This window comes from Kitasatospora sp. NPDC043949 (assembly GCF_056435365.1).
Genome location: NZ_JBWKEQ010000003.1, coordinates 1 through 16013 on the forward strand (window position 1 = coordinate 1; position 16013 = coordinate 16013).

General features: G+C 74.2%; 15 protein-coding genes. 12 read left to right on the top strand and 3 right to left on the bottom strand.

The window, feature by feature from the left end; genetic code table 11:
• Positions 1 to 107: 107 nt before the first annotated feature.
• Positions 108 to 1277, bottom strand: coding sequence for a sensor histidine kinase (locus tag AC07AL_RS03595; protein WP_363580288.1), 1170 nt, complete (start codon positions 1275 to 1277; stop codon positions 108 to 110).
• 429 nt (positions 1278 to 1706) lie between these two features.
• Between AC07AL_RS03595 and AC07AL_RS03600 the strand changes: the two genes are divergently transcribed.
• From AC07AL_RS03600 to htpX, 11 genes are all read left to right on the top strand, one after another.
• Positions 1707 to 2048, top strand: a complete 342-nt coding sequence (locus tag AC07AL_RS03600; RefSeq protein ID WP_371522778.1) for an NADH-quinone oxidoreductase subunit A — start codon at positions 1707 to 1709, stop codon at positions 2046 to 2048.
• Complete coding sequence (locus AC07AL_RS03605) at positions 2039 to 2674, top strand: NADH-quinone oxidoreductase subunit B (protein ID WP_363579962.1); 636 nt, start codon at positions 2039 to 2041, stop codon at positions 2672 to 2674. Before AC07AL_RS03600 ends, AC07AL_RS03605 begins: the two co-directional genes overlap by 10 nt.
• Positions 2671 to 3870 (top strand): NADH-quinone oxidoreductase subunit C, encoded by a 1200-nt coding sequence (locus AC07AL_RS03610; protein ID WP_478316707.1) that lies wholly within the window; start codon positions 2671 to 2673, stop codon positions 3868 to 3870. The genes AC07AL_RS03605 and AC07AL_RS03610 overlap by 4 nt, the downstream gene beginning before the upstream one ends.
• Complete coding sequence (nuoH, locus tag AC07AL_RS03615) at positions 3867 to 4826, top strand: NADH-quinone oxidoreductase subunit NuoH (protein WP_371518357.1); 960 nt, start codon at positions 3867 to 3869, stop codon at positions 4824 to 4826. Before AC07AL_RS03610 ends, nuoH begins: the two co-directional genes overlap by 4 nt.
• Positions 4823 to 5392 (top strand): NuoI/complex I 23 kDa subunit family protein, encoded by a 570-nt coding sequence (locus tag AC07AL_RS03620; protein WP_400330203.1) that lies wholly within the window; start codon positions 4823 to 4825, stop codon positions 5390 to 5392. Before nuoH ends, AC07AL_RS03620 begins: the two co-directional genes overlap by 4 nt.
• Positions 5389 to 6096 carry an NADH-quinone oxidoreductase subunit J family protein gene (locus AC07AL_RS03625; RefSeq protein WP_363579965.1) on the top strand — a complete coding sequence of 236 codons (708 nt, stop codon included), beginning with the start codon at positions 5389 to 5391 and terminating at the stop codon, positions 6094 to 6096. Before AC07AL_RS03620 ends, AC07AL_RS03625 begins: the two co-directional genes overlap by 4 nt.
• Positions 6096 to 6467, top strand: a complete 372-nt coding sequence (gene nuoK, locus AC07AL_RS03630; RefSeq protein WP_478316708.1) for an NADH-quinone oxidoreductase subunit NuoK — start codon at positions 6096 to 6098, stop codon at positions 6465 to 6467. The genes AC07AL_RS03625 and nuoK overlap by 1 nt, the downstream gene beginning before the upstream one ends.
• The gene (locus AC07AL_RS03635) at positions 6464 to 8545 is read left to right on the top strand and encodes an NADH-quinone oxidoreductase subunit 5 family protein (protein WP_478316709.1); all 2082 of its coding nucleotides are present in this window, start codon (positions 6464 to 6466) and stop codon (positions 8543 to 8545) included. Before nuoK ends, AC07AL_RS03635 begins: the two co-directional genes overlap by 4 nt.
• 62 nt (positions 8546 to 8607) lie before the next feature.
• Positions 8608 to 10188 (top strand): complex I subunit 4 family protein, encoded by a 1581-nt coding sequence (locus tag AC07AL_RS03640; RefSeq protein WP_363579967.1) that lies wholly within the window; start codon positions 8608 to 8610, stop codon positions 10186 to 10188.
• 56 nt (positions 10189 to 10244) lie between these two features.
• Positions 10245 to 11816 carry an NADH-quinone oxidoreductase subunit N gene (locus tag AC07AL_RS03645; RefSeq protein ID WP_478316711.1) on the top strand — a complete coding sequence of 524 codons (1572 nt, stop codon included), beginning with the start codon at positions 10245 to 10247 and terminating at the stop codon, positions 11814 to 11816.
• Positions 11817 to 11976: 160 nt separating this feature from the next.
• Entirely contained in the window at positions 11977 to 12840 is an 864-nt protein-coding gene (htpX, locus tag AC07AL_RS03650) for a zinc metalloprotease HtpX (protein WP_350876984.1), read from the top strand.
• A 27-nt stretch (positions 12841 to 12867) separates the two neighbouring features.
• Here htpX and AC07AL_RS03655 read toward each other — a convergent pair whose 3' ends face one another.
• On the bottom strand, positions 12868 to 14322 hold the full coding sequence (locus AC07AL_RS03655) for an aminotransferase-like domain-containing protein (RefSeq protein WP_400330215.1): 1455 nt from the start codon (positions 14320 to 14322) through the stop codon (positions 12868 to 12870).
• On the opposite strand from AC07AL_RS03655, the gene AC07AL_RS03660 reads away from it, so the two are divergent.
• Entirely contained in the window at positions 14321 to 15226 is a 906-nt protein-coding gene (locus AC07AL_RS03660) for a DMT family transporter (protein WP_478316713.1), read from the top strand. The genes AC07AL_RS03655 and AC07AL_RS03660 overlap by 2 nt on opposite strands.
• A gap of 48 nt (positions 15227 to 15274) precedes the next feature.
• On the opposite strand, the gene AC07AL_RS03665 is transcribed toward AC07AL_RS03660, so the two are convergent.
• Positions 15275 to 15814, bottom strand: coding sequence for a DUF7144 family membrane protein (locus tag AC07AL_RS03665; protein ID WP_478316715.1), 540 nt, complete (start codon positions 15812 to 15814; stop codon positions 15275 to 15277).
• Positions 15815 to 16013 lie beyond the last annotated feature (199 nt).

Consider the following 16013-nt stretch of genomic DNA (forward strand, 5'->3'; position numbering starts at 1 on the left):
CCCCCCCCCCCCCCCCCCCCCCCCCCCCCCCCCCCCCCCCCCCCCCCCCCCCCCCCCCCCCCCCCCCCCCCCCCCCCCCCCCCCCCCCCCCCGTGCCGCGCCCCGGTTCAGCGGCGGGCGGTGCGGGTGCGCCAGGGCAGTTCGACGGTGATGCTGCTCGGGCCGCCCTCCGGGCTCTGCACCAGGAGCACCCCGTCCACCGCGCGGATCCGCTCGGTCAGCCCGGCCAGGCCGCTGCCCGGGTAGGGCGCGGCGCCGCCCTTGCCGTCGTCCTGGACCAGCACCATCAGCTGGTTGTCGGAGCGCCAGACGTCGACCGAGGCGGTGCGGGCCCCGGCGTGCTTGGAGACGTTGGTCAGCAGCTCGCTGACGGTGAAGTACGCGATGCCCTCGACCGCCGAGTCCGGGCGCTCGGCCTGGCCGTCCGGCCCCTTCAGGTCGACGTTCACCTTGACCCCGCCGGGGACGGTGCAGCGGGCGGCGACCGCGGACAGGGCCGCGTCCAGGCCGCGGTCGGTGAGCACCGCCGGGTGGATGCCCCGGGCCAGGTCGCGCAGCTCCTGGAGGGCCAGCTTCACCTCGCCGTGCGCGTTGTCGACCATCTTCGTGGCGGCCGCCACGTCGTCCTCGGTCTCGACCTCGCGCAGCCGCTCCTTGGCCATGCCCAGGTCCATGGCCAGCGCGACCAGGCGGGCCTGGGCGCCGTCGTGCAGGTCGCGCTCGATCCGGCGCAGGTCGGCGGCGGCGGTGTCGACCACCGTGCCTCGGTCGTCCTCCAGCTCGCGCACCCGCTCGGCCAGGGCGCCCGGGAAGAGCAGCGACTCGATCAGGATCCGGTCGATCGCCGCCAGCGCCCGGATCACCCAGGGCAGCACCGGCCACATCACGGTGACCGCGACCAGGGTCACCGTGAAGCTCAGGATGCCCCAGGGCAGCATCAGCACGTTGTAGAGCGCCGAGCGCCAGTTCAGCAGGTCGGTCAGGTGGGCGATGGTGAAGCCCACCACCCCCGGCCGGCGCGGCTGCACCGGCTCCGGCTCGTGGATCGCGGAGTCGTACGCCGCCCGGGCCCGCCGGCGGCCCAGCCCGCCCAGGGCGCGGGAGACGGCCAGCCCGCCGGCCAGCAGCGGCAGGCCGACCACGGTGATCGACATCCCCAGCCCGGCCGTGAGCGTGATGGCGGTGAGCGCGAAGCCGGCGACGCCGAGCGGCAGGTTGAGCAGCAGCTGGCCGACCTGCCGCCACATCCGCGCACCGTACAGCGGCGAGCGGCCCATCTGAGCGTCCTGCTCCTTGATGGCGTCCACGGTGCGGCGGTGCAGCGGCTTCATCTGGATCTACCGTCCCTCTTGGTCGAGCTGGTGGACCAAGCTTCCCGAACCCGGGGCGGAAGATGCCATGGGGGTGATACATCTTCCGGGACGGGGGTTATCCCTACCCCCGTCCTGGTCGTCGGGCCACTGCCCGGTGCTCGCGGGAGTGTCCACCGGACGTCTTGCGGAGCGGGCAGGGTTCGGGCGGAGCGGAGCCGTCCCCTTAGACTCACGCATTGGCCATGATTATGACCGTGCGAGGAAACGTCGTAGAACTGCCTTGAGGGGCTGTTCACGGCCGAGGTGGAGGGCGAAGGCATGGAGGGGCAGCATGCGGCTGCCGTCGCGGCCGACCCGGCGGTCGGCGGCGGCTACTTCGACGCGTACGCCGCGATGGGCCTGCTGGCCGTCGTCGGGGTGCTCTTCGTCGCCGTGGCGTTCACGGCCAACCGACTGCTGCGGCCGGTGGTCTACTCGCCCGAGAAACTCCTCGCCTACGAGTGCGGGGTGGACCCGGTGGGCGAGGACTGGGCGCACACCCAGATCCGCTACTACGTGTACGCCTTCCTGTACGTGATCTTCGCGGTCGACGCGATCTACCTGTTCCCGTGGGCGACGGTCTTCGCCACCGCCGGGTACGGCGCCGGAACGCTGATCGAGATGTTCCTCTTCATCGGCTTCCTCGCGGTCGGCCTGCTCTACGCCTGGAAGAAGGGCGTTCTGGAATGGACGTGACGCACACCCACTCGCACGGCGCCCAGGGCGGCCCGGTCCCGCTCGGCCTCCCGGACCCGTCGCGCCCCGGCGCCGTCGAGCGCCGTGGCATCGGCCCGCTGGCCCGGCTCGCGCCCGACCCGGTCAAGGTCGTGCTCAACTGGGGCCGCCGCTACAGCCTCTGGTGCTTCAACTTCGGCCTGGCCTGTTGCGCGATCGAGTTCATCGCCGCGTCCATGGCCAAACACGACTTCATCCGGATGGGTGTCATTCCGTTCGCGCCCGGACCCCGTCAGGCCGACCTGATGATCGTCTCGGGGACGGTGACCGACAAGATGGCGCCCGCCGTCAAGCGCCTCTACGAGCAGATGCCCGAGCCGAAGTACGTCATCTCCTTCGGCGCCTGCTCCAACTCCGGCGGCCCGTACTGGGACTCCTACTCGGTGACCAAGGGCGTGGACCAGATCATCCCGGTCGACGTCTACGTGCCCGGCTGCCCGCCCCGGCCCGAGGCGCTGCTCCAGGGAATCCTCAAGCTCCAGGAGAAGATCGCCGCCGAGTCGCTGCCCGACCGCTACACCGCGCCCGCGGCGGCGCTGCGCCGCCCGCTGGTGACGGGGCCTTCGACCGAGGGAGGGGTCTCGTGACTTCCGCCGAGCAGTACGCGGCGTCGGTCGGGGAGTGGGCGACCGGCGCCGAGGCTTACGGGCTGGTCACCGTCGACGTCCCCGCCGAGCACTGGATCGAGGCGCTCACCAGTGCCCGCGACACGCTCGGCCTGGGCTACTTCGACTGGCTGAGCGCCGTCGACGAACTGGCCGAGGGCTTCTCCGTGGTCGCCCACCTCGCCTCCGCCGACGCCCCGGGCGTGCGCCACCTGGCGCTGCGCACCCGGGTGCCGCGGGACAAGGCCGCGCTGCCCACCGCCGTCCCGGTCTACGCGGGCGCCGCCTGGCACGAGCGCGAGACCCACGAGATGTTCGGCATCGACTTCCCCGGACACCCCTACCTCGCCACCCTGCTGCTGCCGGACGGCTTCGAGGGGTACCCGCTGCGCAAGGAGTTCGTGCTCGCGGCCCGGGTCGCCAAGGCCTGGCCGGGCGCCAAGGAGCCGGGCGAGTCGGACCACGGCGACGGGCCCGCCCGGCGCAAGATGCAGCCGGCCGGGGTGCCGGACCCGAACGAGTGGGGGCCGCTGAAGGGCACCCTGCCGCCGGTCGCCGAGCGGCCCGCGCGCGGTGCGCGGGCGGCGGGCGCGGCCGGGCGGACGCCCCGGGCTGCTGCTGGTGCTGGTGCTGGTGCTGCTGCCGGTGCCGAGGGTGCGGCGGTGCGGGCGGACCGGCCGCGGCGGACCAGGACGGTGGCGGAGGGGTCGGCGAGTCAGGCGGGGGCCGAGGCTGCCGGTGCCGGTGCTCCGGCCGCTGCTTCGGCTGCTACTCCGAGCGCTGCTTCGGCCGCTGCTCCGGTCGCCGGCGAGGCGGCGCCCGTGGTGCGGGCGGACCGGCCGCGCCGGGTCAGGTCGGTGTCCGACGGATCGGTCAGCCAGGCTGCGGAGCCGGCGCCCGCCGAGGCCGCCGAGGCCGCTGCGCCTGCCGAGCCGAAGGCCGGGGGCTCGGCGTCGCCGCGGACCCGGTCCTCGGACGCGCCCTGGCACAACCCGGTGCCCGCGCACGACGAGCCCGCGAAGCCCGCCGAGGCGCAGGCCCCGGCCGAGCCCGCGAAGCCTGCGGAGGAGCCTGCCGAGGAGCAGGCGCCCGCCGAGCCGGCGAAGCCCGCCGCGCCTGCGGGCGAGCAGGACGAGACGTCGGCCGGACCGGCCGGCCAGGACGGAGACGGCGCGTGAACCTGCTCGACACGGTGCTGCGCTGCGTCGCCACCCTGGTCGTCTTCCTCACCTTCCCGCTGGTCATCGGCCAGACCGAGCACAAGGTCATGGCGCACATGCAGGGCCGGCTCGGCCCGATGTACGCGGGCGGCTTCCACGGCTGGGCGCAGCTCGTCGCGGACGGCGTGAAGTTCGCGCAGAAGGAGGACATCGTCCCGGCCGGGGCGGACCGCCGGATCTTCCAGCTGGCGCCCGCCGTCTCGCTGCTGCCGTACCTCTTCGTGCTGCTGGCGATCCCGGTCGGCCCGAACGGCTTCGTCGGCCAGGCGATCGACGCCGGCCTGTTCTTCGTGCTGGCCGTGATGGGCGTCGGCGTGATCGGCAAGCTGATGGCCGGCTGGGCCTCGGCGAACAAGTTCTCGCTGCTCGGCGGCCTGCGCACGGCCGCGCAGCTGATGTCGTACGAGCTGCCGATGGTGCTGGCGGCGGCCTCGGTGGCGATGGCCGCCGGCACGCTCTCGCTGCCCGGGATCGTGGACGCCTGGGAGTGGTACTGGCTGCCCTGGCAGCTCATCGGCGCGTTCGTGTTCTTCACGGCCGGTCTGGCCGAGCTCCAGCGCCCGCCGTTCGACATGCCGGTCGCCGACTCGGAGATCATCTTCGGCGCGTACACCGAGTACACGGGCCTGCGCTTCGCACTGTTCCTGCTGTCCGAGTACGTGGGCATCCTGGTGGTGTCGGCGCTGACCGCGGTGCTCTTCCTGGGCGGCTGGCACGGCCCGCTGGCGGACCAGCTCGGCTGGCTCTGGATGATCCTGAAGACCTTCGCGCTGGCCTTCGTGGTCATCTGGTTGCGGGTCACCTACCCGCGTCTGCGCGAGGACCAGCTGATGCGCTTCGCGTGGACCGTGCTGATCCCGCTCGCCCTCGTCCAGCTGGCCCTGACCGGCGTCATCAAGGTGGCGATCTCATGAGTTTTCCCGGTGCCGGCCTGGCCAAGGGCCTGGCCGTGACCCTGCGGACGATGACGAAGAAGACCGTCACCGCGCAGTACCCTGATGTGCAGCCGGTGCTGCCGCCGCGTTCGCGCGGCGTCATCGCGCTGCTGGAGGAGAACTGCACGGTGTGCATGCTCTGCGCGCGCGAGTGCCCGGACTGGTGCATCTACATCGACTCCCACAAGGAGACGCTGCCGGCCGCCGAGCCGAACGCGCGGGCCCGCACCCGTAACGTGCTGGACCGGTTCGCCATCGACTTCTCGCTCTGCATGTACTGCGGGATCTGCATCGAGGTGTGCCCCTTCGACGCGCTGTTCTGGTCGCCCGAGTTCGAGTACGCCGAGACCGACATCCTGGAGCTGACCCACGAGCGGGACAAGCTCCGCGAGTGGATGTGGACCGTCCCGGCGCCGCCGGCGCTGGACCCGGCGGCCGAGGAGCCCAAGGAGATCGCCACCGCGCGCAAGGCTGCGGACAAGCTGGCGGCCGCCGCGATCGCCGCAGCCGCCTCGGCGGCCTCGGATGAGGGGGAGGCCCAGTGAGCGCCGCCACCCTGCTCGCGGCGACCGGCTCGCTGGAGCCGGCCGCCCGTTCGTTCCTGTCCCCGACCGGGGTGGAGATCGTCTTCCTCCTGGTCGGCATCGCCGTGCTCGGCTCGGCCGTGGTCGCCGTCAGCACCAAGCAGCTGGTGCACGCCGCGCTCTGGCTGGTGGTCGCGCTGGGCGGGCTGGCGGTGGAGTTCCTGCTGCTCACCGCCGAGTTCATCGCCTGGGTGCAGGTGCTGATCTACCTCGGCTCGGTGATCGTCCTGGTGCTGTTCGGGCTGATGCTCACCAAGGCACCGATCGGGCGTTCGCCGGACGCCGACTCCAAGAACCGCTGGGTGGCCCTGGCCGTGGCGCTCGCCTCGGCCGGGACGCTGGTGACGCTGGTCGTCGACGCCTTCCGGACCTCCTGGATCGACCTCGGCGCGGGGGGCGGCTCGGCCGCCGTCACCGGGGCGAGCCTGTTCCGCCACTGGGTGCTGCCCTTCGAAGCCCTCTCCGTGCTGCTGCTGGCGGCGCTGGTCGGCGCGATCGTGCTGTCGCGCGGGTCGAAGCGGCGGGTGCCGCCGCCCCGGGCGGGCCGGCTGCGCGCCGGCCGGCCGGTGGGCTCGAACGGGACCGTCGCCGCCACCGTGCCCCGGCCGGCGCCGGAGAGCCCGGCGGCCGCAGAGGCTGCGCCGTCCGCGTCGGAGGAGAGCTGATGCACCTCGCCTACCCCGTCGTCCTCGCCGCGCTGCTGTTCAGCGTCGGCGTGTACGGCGTGCTCGCCCGGCGCAACGCCGTCCTGGTCCTGATGTCCGTCGAGCTGATGCTCAATGCCGTCAACCTCAACCTGGTCGCCTTCGACACCTGGCTGCGCGACTCGCTGCACGCCGGCCAGGCGCTCACCCTGTTCACCATCACCGTCGCCGCCGCCGAGATCGGGCTGGGGCTCGCCATCGTCCTGCTGCTGTTCCGGGCCCGGGGCACCGCGGACATCGACCGGGCCACCGAGCTCGGCGATCCGGCGGAGCCGCTCGCCGAGGAGACGCCGGCCGGAGCCGAGGCGCTGAAGGGCCAGGCCGCCGCATGAACCTCGCCCTGCCCGCCCTCGTCCCCGCGCTGCCCGCACTCGGGGCCGCCGCGACCCTGGCCGTCGGCAAGAAGGCGCCCGGCCTGGCCCGGCCGCTGGCCATCGTGCCGGTCGCCGTCTCGGCCGTGCTCGCCCTGGTCGTCGCCCTCCAGCTCGGCACCGGCCAAGCGCTGGACGCCGCCACCCGGCTCACCCCGACCGGCGGCCCGGACATCGCGCTCGCCCTCCACCTGGACGGCTTCAGCTCGCTGATCTCCGTGCTGGTCGGCCTGGTCGCCACCTGCGTGCAGGTCTACTCGACCGCGTACCTCAGGAAGGACCCGCGCTACCCGTCGTACGCCGCGCTGGTCTCGCTGTTCACCGCGGCGATGTTCCTGGTGGTCTACTCGGGCGACCTGATCGTGCTGCTGGTCGGCTGGGAGGTCATGGGCATCTGCTCGTACTTCCTGATCGGCCACCACTGGGAGACCGAGGACGCCCGCTCGGCCTCGCTCAAGGCCTTCCTGGTCACCAAGCTCGGCGACGTGCCGTTCCTGTTCGGGATCTTCCTGCTCGGCGCGGACGCCGGCAGCTTCCGGATCCCCGACGTGCTGGCCGCCGCGACCGACGGGCGGCTCGGCCACCCGACGCTGATCGCCCTGCTGCTGCTCGCCGGGGTGGCCGGCAAGAGCGCGCAGTTCCCGCTGCACACCTGGCTCCCGGACGCCATGGCCGGCCCGACGCCGGTCTCCGCGCTGATCCACGCCGCCACCATGGTCGCGGCCGGCATCTACCTGGTCGCCCGGCTGCTGCCGGTGTTCCTGCTGTCGGGTGCGGCGCTGGTCGTGCTGGCCGTGATGGCCGCCGTGACGATGATCGGCTCGGCACTCTGTGCGCTCGCCCAGGACGACCTCAAACGGGTGCTCGCCTACTCCACCGTCGGCCAGCTCGGCTACATGGCCGGGGCGCTGGCCGCCGGCGACCGCGAGGCCTCCGTCTTCCACCTGGTCAGCCACGGCGCCTTCAAGGCGCTGCTGTTCCTGGCCGCCGGCGTGGTGATCCACGCCGCGCACACCAACTCGATCTCCGCGATGTCCCGGATCCCCGGGCTGCGCAAGCGCGTCCCGGACGCCTACTGGACGATGGGCATCGCGCTCGTCGCCCTGGTCGGGCTGCCGCCGTTCTCCGGCTTCTTCAGCAAGGAGGCGGTGCTGACCGCCGCCGAGCACGCCGCCAACGGCGAGGCGCTCACCAACGGGCTCGGCCCGGCCTCGGCCGTGCCGGAGGCCGCCGGGTGGATCGTGCTGATCTCCGCCGGACTCACCGCGCTGCTCACCGCCGCGTACGCGACCCGGCTCTTCCTGGTCAGCTTCCACAGCCCGCAGGCTGAAGGGGCGCAGGCTGCCGGGGCGTCGCAGGCCGCAGCGTTGCAGGCCGGAGCGTCGCAGGCCGTGGCGCCTGCGGCCGGGCACGAGGCGGACGCGCCGTACTCGCCAGAGCTCGACGAGGCCGACCCGGCCACCGCCGAGCCGCCCGCGATGCGCTGGCCGCTCTGGGTGCTGGCCATCCCGACCATGGGCTTCGGCGTCGCCGGGCTGCGCTCGGACTGGCTGCCCGCGCTGCTGGACGGCGGCTCGCTGCGCCCCTCGGCCGTCACCGCCGTCATCGGCACCGGGCTCGCCGTGGTCGGCGTGCTCGCGGCGTACGGCGCCTGGCGCTCGGCGACCGCGCGGCTGGCCACCGGCCGCCCGGCCCCGGCCGACGCCGGCCGGGTGCCCGAGCAGGCCGGAGCCCCGGCCGCCGAGGTGATCGTCGCCGACCCCGGGCGCACCCTGCTCGGCCCGCTGTTCGGCCCGGCCCGGCACGGCTTCGGCGTCGACCGGCTGTACCACGCGCTGTTCGTCCGCCCGGTGACCTCCGCCGCCCGGCTGGTCCGCTTCCTCGACCGCGAGGTCGTCGAGACCTACGTGCGCGGCAGCGGGGTCGGCGCCAACCTGCTCGGCCGGGCCGTCCGGCTCGCGCAGACCGGCAACGCGCAGACCTACCTCAGCGCGCTGCTCGCCGGCGTCGTCCTGCTGGCCGTCCTGGTGGCGGTGTAGCGGATGCCGTACCCCCTGTCCCCGGTTCCCCCGATTCCGACCGCCGCCCGTAGGAGCCCCCGATGAACGCAGTCCTCATCGCCCTCCTGGTGCTGCCGCTGCTCGGCGCCGCGCTCACCCTGGCGCCGGCGTTCGGCCGGGAGCCGGCCGCCGCCGACCGGCGGGCGCTGCGGCTGAACACCGTCGTCACCGGCGCGGTGCTGCTGCTGACCGTCGCCCTGGCGGCCGGATTCGACCACGACGAACCCGCCCGGATGCAGGCCACCACCGACGTGTCCTGGATCCCGGCCCTCAACGTGCGCCTCCACCTCGGCGTGGACGGCGTCTCGCTGCCGCTGATCGTGCTGACCGCACTGCTCACCTTCCTCTGCGCGTTGTACTCGGAGAAGCGGCTGCCGGGCGGGGACGCCCGGGGCGAGGCCGCTGATGGGCGCCGTCCGTCGGCGAAGGCCTTCGTCGGGCTGTTCCTCCTCCTCGAAGTCGGCATGCTCGCCACCTTCGCGGTGCTGGACCTCCTGCTCTTCTTCCTGGCCTTCGAGATCGTGCTGATCCCGATGTACTTCCTGATCGCCCGCTGGGGGAGCGGCGCGAAGGCCCCGGCCGCCAACCGGTTCATCCTGTACACGCTGCTCGGCTCGGCCGTGATGCTGCTCGGCTTCCTGCTGATCGGCAGCAAGGCCGGGACCTTCGACATGCAGGCCCTGGCCGCCGCGCACGGCAACGGCCTGAGCCACACCACCCAGGTGATCGCCGCCCTGGCGATCATGGTCGGGCTCGCGGTCAAGGCCCCCGCCTGGCCGCTGCACAGCTGGCTCCCGGACGCGCACACCGCCGCTCCGACGGTCGGCTCGGTGCTGCTCGCCGGCGTGCTGCTGAAGATGGGCACGTACGGTCTGGTCCGCGTCCTCCTCCCGGTCGTGCCCGACGGCACCGCGACGCTCGCCCCCTACCTGGGCGCGTTCGCCGCCGTCGGCATCGTCTACGGATCACTGGCCTGTCTGGCGCTGGCCCGCCCCGGCGCCAAGGGCGACCTCAAGCGCCTGATCGCGTACTCCTCCGTCGGCCACATGGGCTTCGTGCTGCTGGGCATCGCCTCCCTCACTCCGGTGGGCGTCAACGGCGCGCTGTTCGCCAACATCGCCCACGGTCTGATCACCGGTCTGCTGTTCTTCCTCGTCGGCGCCCTCAAGGACCGCTACGGCACGGCGGACCTCGACACCCTCTCCGGCGCCACCGGCGCCGCCCTGTACGGCCGCGCCCCGCGGATCGGCGCGCTGCTCGCCTTCGCCGCCGTCGCCAGCCTCGGCCTGCCAGGCCTGGCTGGCTTCTGGGGCGAGCTGCTCGCCATGTTCGGCGCGTTCGACCCGGCCGACGGCCTGTCGCGCCCTGCGTTCGTCACCTACATGGTCCTGGCCGGTCTCGGTACCCTCCTCACGGCCGCCTACCTGCTGATCGTGGTCAAGCGCGTCTGCATGGGCGACCCCAAGCAGCCCGCCCCGGTGGAGCAGGTCGCCGACATGCGCCCGTACGAGGCCGTCAGCTGGACGCCGCTGGCCGCCCTCACCCTGCTCGCCGGCCTCTGGCCCGCGCTCCTGCTCGGCCTCTCCGACCCCGCCGTCAAGCACCTCCTCGGGGGTGGCTGACCGTGCTCGGAGCCCAGATCGCCGCACTCGGACCTCACTCCACGGGGCAGCACACTGTGACCTCCCTCGCCGTAGCCAACCCGGGCAGCCTGATCCAGTCCGTGGACTGGGTGGCGATCGCGCCCCCGCTGATCGCCGCGGTGGCCGCCCTCACCGTCCTGCTCACCGACCTGTTCCTGCCCGAGCGGCACCGGAAGTGGCTCGGCCGCCTCGCCGCGGCCGGACTCGCCCTCGCCCTCATCGCACTCCTCCCCCTCATCGGGGGATCACCCCGGGCGACCTTCTGTGTGCAGAACGTAGCAGGGGGGTCTGACAACGCGGGCTGCTCGTACGTCGCCGACCACTTCGCCCTGGTGTTCCAGCTGCTCGCCCTCGGCGGTGCGCTGATCGCCGCGCTGCTCTCCGCGCACACCGTCGAGGAGGAGAAGCTGCCCGGCGGCGAGTACTGGTTCCTGCTGCTCTCCAGCGCCACCGGTGCCGCGCTGCTGCCCGCCTCCCGCGACCTCGCCACCATGGTGATCGCGCTGGAGGTCGCCTCGCTGCCCGCCTTCGCCCTGGTCGCGCTGCGCCGGGACGGCCGGGGCGCCGAGGCCGCGCTCAAGTTCTTCGTCTCCTCCGTCACCGCCACGGCCGTGATGCTGCTCGGCGTCGGCTTCGTCTACGCGGCCAGCGGCAGCCTGCACCTCGGCGCCGTCGCCCAGGGCCTGGAACACGCCCCCGGGCAGCTCAAGCCGCTGGCCGAGGCGGGCGCCGTGCTGACCCTGGTCGGCTTCGCCTTCAAGGTCGCCGCCGTCCCGTTCCACTTCTGGGTGCCCGACACCTACACCGGCGCCCCGCTGCCGGTGGCCGGTTACCTCTCGGTGGTCGGCAAGGCGGCCGGCCTGTCCGGCCTCGCGCTCGCCACCACCATCGCCTTCCGCCCGTACGCGCACACCTGGGGCCTGGCGCTCGCCGTGCTGGCCGCCGTCACCATGACGGTGGGCAACGTCGGCGCGCTGCGCCAGCGCTTCGACACCCGCTACAGCGCGGTGCGGCTGCTCGCCTGGTCGTCCGTCGGCCAGGCCGGCTACCTGCTGGTGCCGCTCGCCGCCGCCGGCTACGCGCCCACCGGGGTCGATCCGCTCGGCGCCACCGCCGCGTACGCGCTGATCTACGGCGTGGTGAACCTCGGCGCGTTCGGCGTGGTCGCGGCGGTCGGCCGCCGGGCCGGGACCAGCGTGGACGACTTCCGCGGCCTGTTCGCCCGGCGCCGCTGGACGGCCCTCGCGCTCGCCTTCTTCCTGCTCTGCCTGGCCGGGCTGCCCCCGGGCGTGATCGGCCTGTTCGGCAAGGTCGTGGTGTTCCGCGCGGCCGTCGACGCCGGGCTGGGCTGGCTGGCCGTCGTGATGGCCGTCAACGTGGTGGTCGCGCTGTACTACTACCTGCTCTGGACGACCCGGCTGTTCGCCCCGGCGCCGGGTGCCGAGGAAGGTGCCGAACCGGGCGCCGCTCCGGTCGGCGGGGCCGGGGCCGAAGGCCGGCTGCCGGCCACCCTGACCGCCACGCTGGGGCTCACCGCCTCGGTGGCCGTGGTCCTCTCCTTCGCCCCGCAGCTGGTCCTCCAGGTCGCCGGCGGAAGCCTGTTCTGAGCGCGCGCCCGCCCGGCCGGCCGCCGCGGTCCGGCCCGGCGGGGCGCCGCGGTGGTGTCACGCCGGTCACAAGGGAACAAGGCCCAGGCCCCCACCCGTTGACCGGGCAAGAGGGACGAGGCAGAAAGGGCTTCCCCACCGCACCATTGGAGGGCCTGACGTGCACCGCCGGCACAACGGACTGAGGACCGCCGTCCTGCTCGGCGGCCTCTCGGCGCTCATCTTGGTGATCGGCGGATTCTTCGGCCGAACCGGCTTGGTGATCGCCCTGCTGGTCGCCCTCGGCACCAACGCCTACGCCTACTGGAACAGCGACAAGCTCGCGCTGCGGGCCATGCGGGCCCGGCCGGTCAGCGAGATCGAGGCGCCACGGCTCTACCGGATCGTCCGCGAGCTCTCCACCGCGGCCCGCCAGCCGATGCCGCGCCTCTACATCTCCCCGACCCCCGCGCCGAACGCCTTCGCCACCGGCCGCAACCCGCGCAACGCGGCCGTCTGCTGCACCGATGGCATCCTGCAACTGCTGGACGAACGCGAGCTGCGGGGCGTGCTCGGGCACGAGCTGAGCCACGTCTACAACCGGGACATCCTGATCTCCTCGGTCGCCGGGGCGCTCGCCTCGGTGGTGATGTTCCTGGTGAACTTCGCCTGGCTGATCCCCTTCGGCCGCAGCGACGACGACGACGGGCCCGGCCTCTTCGGCATGCTCGCCATCATGATCCTCGGCCCGCTGGCGGCCGGGCTCATCCAACTGGCCGTCAGCCGCTCCCGCGAGTACCAGGCCGATGCCGACGGCGCCCGGATCACCGGCGACCCGCTCGCCCTGGCCGGCGCCCTGCGCAAGCTCGACGCCGGCACCCGCCGGCTGCCCCTCCCGCCGGAGCCGCAGATCCAGACCGCCAGCCACATGATGATCGCCAGCCCCTTCCGCCCCGGCGAGGCCGGCGCCCGGCTCTTCTCCACCCACCCGCCGATGGCGGAGCGCATCGCCCGGCTGGAGCGGATGGCGGGCTACGGGCGCTGAGGCCCGCGCTCCGCGCGGGGCCGGAGGTCAGGCCGGCAGGTCCTCGTAGGCCCGGCGGAGGCGGTGGATCCCCTCGGCGGTGTGCGCGGAGCTCTCGGCGGCCGCGTAGCTGAGGCGCAGGTGCGGGGCCGGGGGTTCGGCGGCGTGGTACGGGCGGCCGGGGGTGACCTGGACGCCGGCGCGCAGGGCGGCGGCGGTGAGGGCGCCGTCGTCGACGCCGTCCGGGAGCCGCAGCCACAGGTGGTAGCCGCCGGGCCGGTAGGTGCCGAGCAGGCCGGGCAGTTCGCGGTGCAGGGCGGCGACGGTGGCGGTGCGGCGGGTCCGCAGTTCCGCCCCGAGGGCGCGCAGGTGGCGGGCCCAGCCGGGGTCGGCGACCAGTTCCAGCGTCGCCTCCTGGAGCGGCCGGGGCACGAAGAAGCTGTCCACCACCTGGGTGGCCCGCAGCCGGGCCAGGGCCGGGCCGCGCGCGGTGAGCGCGCCGACCCGCAGGTTGGGCGAGGCGGCCTTGGTCAGCGACCGCAGGTGCACCACGACCCCGTCCTGGTCGTCGGCGGCGAGCGGGCGCGGCAGCGCGGGGGCGTCCGCGTGGACGAGCAGGCGGGCGAAGTCGTCCTCGACGACGAACGCGCCGGCCGCCCGGGCGATCCGCAGCACCTCGGAGCGCCGGGTGGGGGAGAGCACCGCGCCGGTCGGGTTCTGGAACAGCGGCTGGCAGACGAAGACCCGCGCCCGGGTGGCCTCGAAGGCGTCGGCCAGCAGGTCGGTGCGCACGCCGTCGGCGTCGACCGGGACGGGGACGGGCCGCAGCCCGGCCGCGCGGACGACCGCCAGGATGCCCGAGTAGGTCGGCGACTCCACCAGGACGGGCGCGCCGGGCGCGGCGAGCGAGCGCATGGCCACGGTGAGCCCGCCCTGGCCGCCGGAGGTGATCAGGACGTCCCCGGCGCCGATCGGCCCGCCGGTGCCGCCGATGTCGCGGGCGAACCAGCCGCGCAACTCGGTGAGGCCGTCGGTGGGTGGCCGGTTCCAGGCGCCCGGGCGCCGTCCGGCCCGGGCGAGGGCGGTGGCCAGCAGGCGTTCGGGCAGCAGCGAGGCGTGCGGGTAGCCGCTGTTGAGGTCGATGACGTCGGGCGGGGGCACGCGGAGGGTGGCGAACACCGGGGCGGCCAGCAGGTCGCGGGGGTCGGAGTCGGCGCTGAGCGCGACCTCCTGCCAGGAGAGGTCGCCGGGACGGGCGGCGGGCGCGGCGGTGCCGGCCGGGCGCCCGGCGAAGGCCGCCGCCCGGAACACCCCGGCGCCCGGCCGGGAGACCACCAGGCCCTCGGCCGCGAGGACCGCGATGGCCCGGGAGACCGTCACCGGGCTGACCTGGTGGCGCTCCACCAGTACTCGGCTGGACGGCAGCTTTCGCCCCTCCGGATAGCGCTCGACCTCCCGTCGCAGCCTGTCGGCGAGTTCGGTCACACTGCTACGCTCGTTCATGACGGCACAAGATAGCGCTACCCGCCCGTCGGCGGTAGCACCGCGAAGCCCCGCCTCCGGTACCGCCCTGGCCGCCCTCGGGGTGGCCTCCTTCTCCCTCAGCTTCCCCGCCACCGCGTGGGCCCTGACCGGCTTCGGGCCGTGGACCGCGACCGGGCTGCGCGGCGTCGTGGCCGGCCTGCTCGCCGCGCTCTACCTGGCCGCCGTCCGCGCCCCGCTGCCGCCCCGGCGGCACTGGCCCGCCCTGCTGGTGGTGTCGGGGGGCTGCGTGCTGGGCTTCCCGCTGCTGACCACGCTCGCCCTGCGGACCTCCTCGACGGCCCACTCCGCGGTGGTCATCGGCGTGCTGCCGCTGGCCACCGCGGTGTGCGCGGCGCTGCGCACCGGGCGCCGGCCGTCCCGGGCGTTCTGGGCGGCGGCGCTGGCCGGGGCGGCGGCGGTGCTCACCTTCACCCTCCTGCAGAGCCACGGCCGGCCGACCACCGCCGACCTCTACCTGTTCGTGGGGCTGCTGGTGTGCGCGGCCGGGTACGCGGAGGGCGGGCGGCTCTCCCGGGACCTGCCGGGCGCCCGGGTGATCGCCTGGGCGGTGGTGGCCGCGCTGCCGGTGACGCTGCTGACCACCGCCCTCGCGCTGCCCGCCGAGCCGGTCCACCTCGGGGCGAAGGCGCTGACCGGGCTGGCGTACACGGCGGCGGTGTCGCAGTTCGGCGGGTTCGTGCTCTGGTACCGGGGGATGGCGGAGATCGGGGTGCCGCGGGCCAGCCAACTGCAACTCGCACAGCCGCTGTTGACCCTGGTCTGGTCGGTGCTGCTGCTGGGCGAGGACCTGCCCGCGGCCGCACCGGTCACGGCGGTGGTGGTGCTGGTCTGCATCGCGGTCACCCAGCGGGCCCGGACCTGAGGCGGGCCCGGACCTGAGACGGGTCCGGGCGCGCGGACCACCGGGTCGTCAGAGCGCGGTGCCCTTCTGGGGGCGGTAGACGCAGAGCGCGCAGATGATGAAGACGTCCAGCGCGATCACCACGAGCGACCAGAGCGGGAAGTACGGCAGGACCAGGAAGCTGTCGAGGGCACTCAGCGAGGTGAGGAGGATACCGGCGTAGCGGGCCCAGGCGGCGCCCTTGAGCAGGAACGCGCCGGTCACCGCGACCAGCACGCCGATGACGATGTGGACCCAGCCCCAGCCGGTGAGGTCGAACCGGAAGACGTAGCGGGGGGTGTGGACGAAGAGGTCGTCGTTGGAGACCGCCATGATGCCCCGGAGGGCCTCCATGATGCCGTTGATCAGCATCAGCACACCGGCGAACATCACCAGGCCGGGCGCCCAGTCGCGGAACTCGTTGCCCGGCGTCGGCTGCGGTGTGCCGGGGGTGGTGCGCCAGGTCCGCCCGGGCTGCTCGGGGTCGGTGCGCCGGGGCTGCCCGGGCTGCTCGGGGCCGGTGCGCGGGGGCTGCTCCGGCTGCTCGGGGTCGGGCGACGGGCTGCTCATGGACTCCTCCAGGGGCCGAACAGGCCTACGGGCGGACCGTACGGACTTCGACCGTCCGTCGGGCCGGGGCGCCGGGCAACCGGGCCGGGGCCGTTCGGGCGACGCGTCGTGCGGGCCCCGCGGTACGCCCGGAGCCGGCCCGGCGAGCGTGACGGGGGTTCGGGGGCCGGGGTCCGGGAGCGGGGGTCGAGGGCGGTGG

Excerpts from the sequence above, each read along its gene's own strand:
- AC07AL_RS03620 (WP_400330203.1), top strand. The coding sequence starts at position 4,823 with ATGAGTTTTCCCGGTGCCGGCCTGGCCAAGGGCCTGGCCGTGACCCTG.
- AC07AL_RS03605 (WP_363579962.1), top strand. The coding sequence starts at position 2,039 with ATGGACGTGACGCACACCCACTCGCACGGCGCCCAGGGCGGCCCGGTC.
- nuoK (WP_478316708.1), top strand. The coding sequence starts at position 6,096 with ATGCACCTCGCCTACCCCGTCGTCCTCGCCGCGCTGCTGTTCAGCGTC.
- AC07AL_RS03665 (WP_478316715.1), bottom strand. The coding sequence starts at position 15,814 with ATGAGCAGCCCGTCGCCCGACCCCGAGCAGCCGGAGCAGCCCCCGCGC.
- AC07AL_RS03595 (WP_363580288.1), bottom strand. The coding sequence starts at position 1,277 with ATGGGCCGCTCGCCGCTGTACGGTGCGCGGATGTGGCGGCAGGTCGGC.
- AC07AL_RS03640 (WP_363579967.1), top strand. The coding sequence starts at position 8,608 with ATGAACGCAGTCCTCATCGCCCTCCTGGTGCTGCCGCTGCTCGGCGCC.
- AC07AL_RS03600 (WP_371522778.1), top strand. The coding sequence starts at position 1,707 with ATGGGCCTGCTGGCCGTCGTCGGGGTGCTCTTCGTCGCCGTGGCGTTC.
- AC07AL_RS03635 (WP_478316709.1), top strand. The coding sequence starts at position 6,464 with ATGAACCTCGCCCTGCCCGCCCTCGTCCCCGCGCTGCCCGCACTCGGG.
- AC07AL_RS03660 (WP_478316713.1), top strand. The coding sequence starts at position 14,321 with ATGACGGCACAAGATAGCGCTACCCGCCCGTCGGCGGTAGCACCGCGA.
- AC07AL_RS03655 (WP_400330215.1), bottom strand. The coding sequence starts at position 14,322 with ATGAACGAGCGTAGCAGTGTGACCGAACTCGCCGACAGGCTGCGACGG.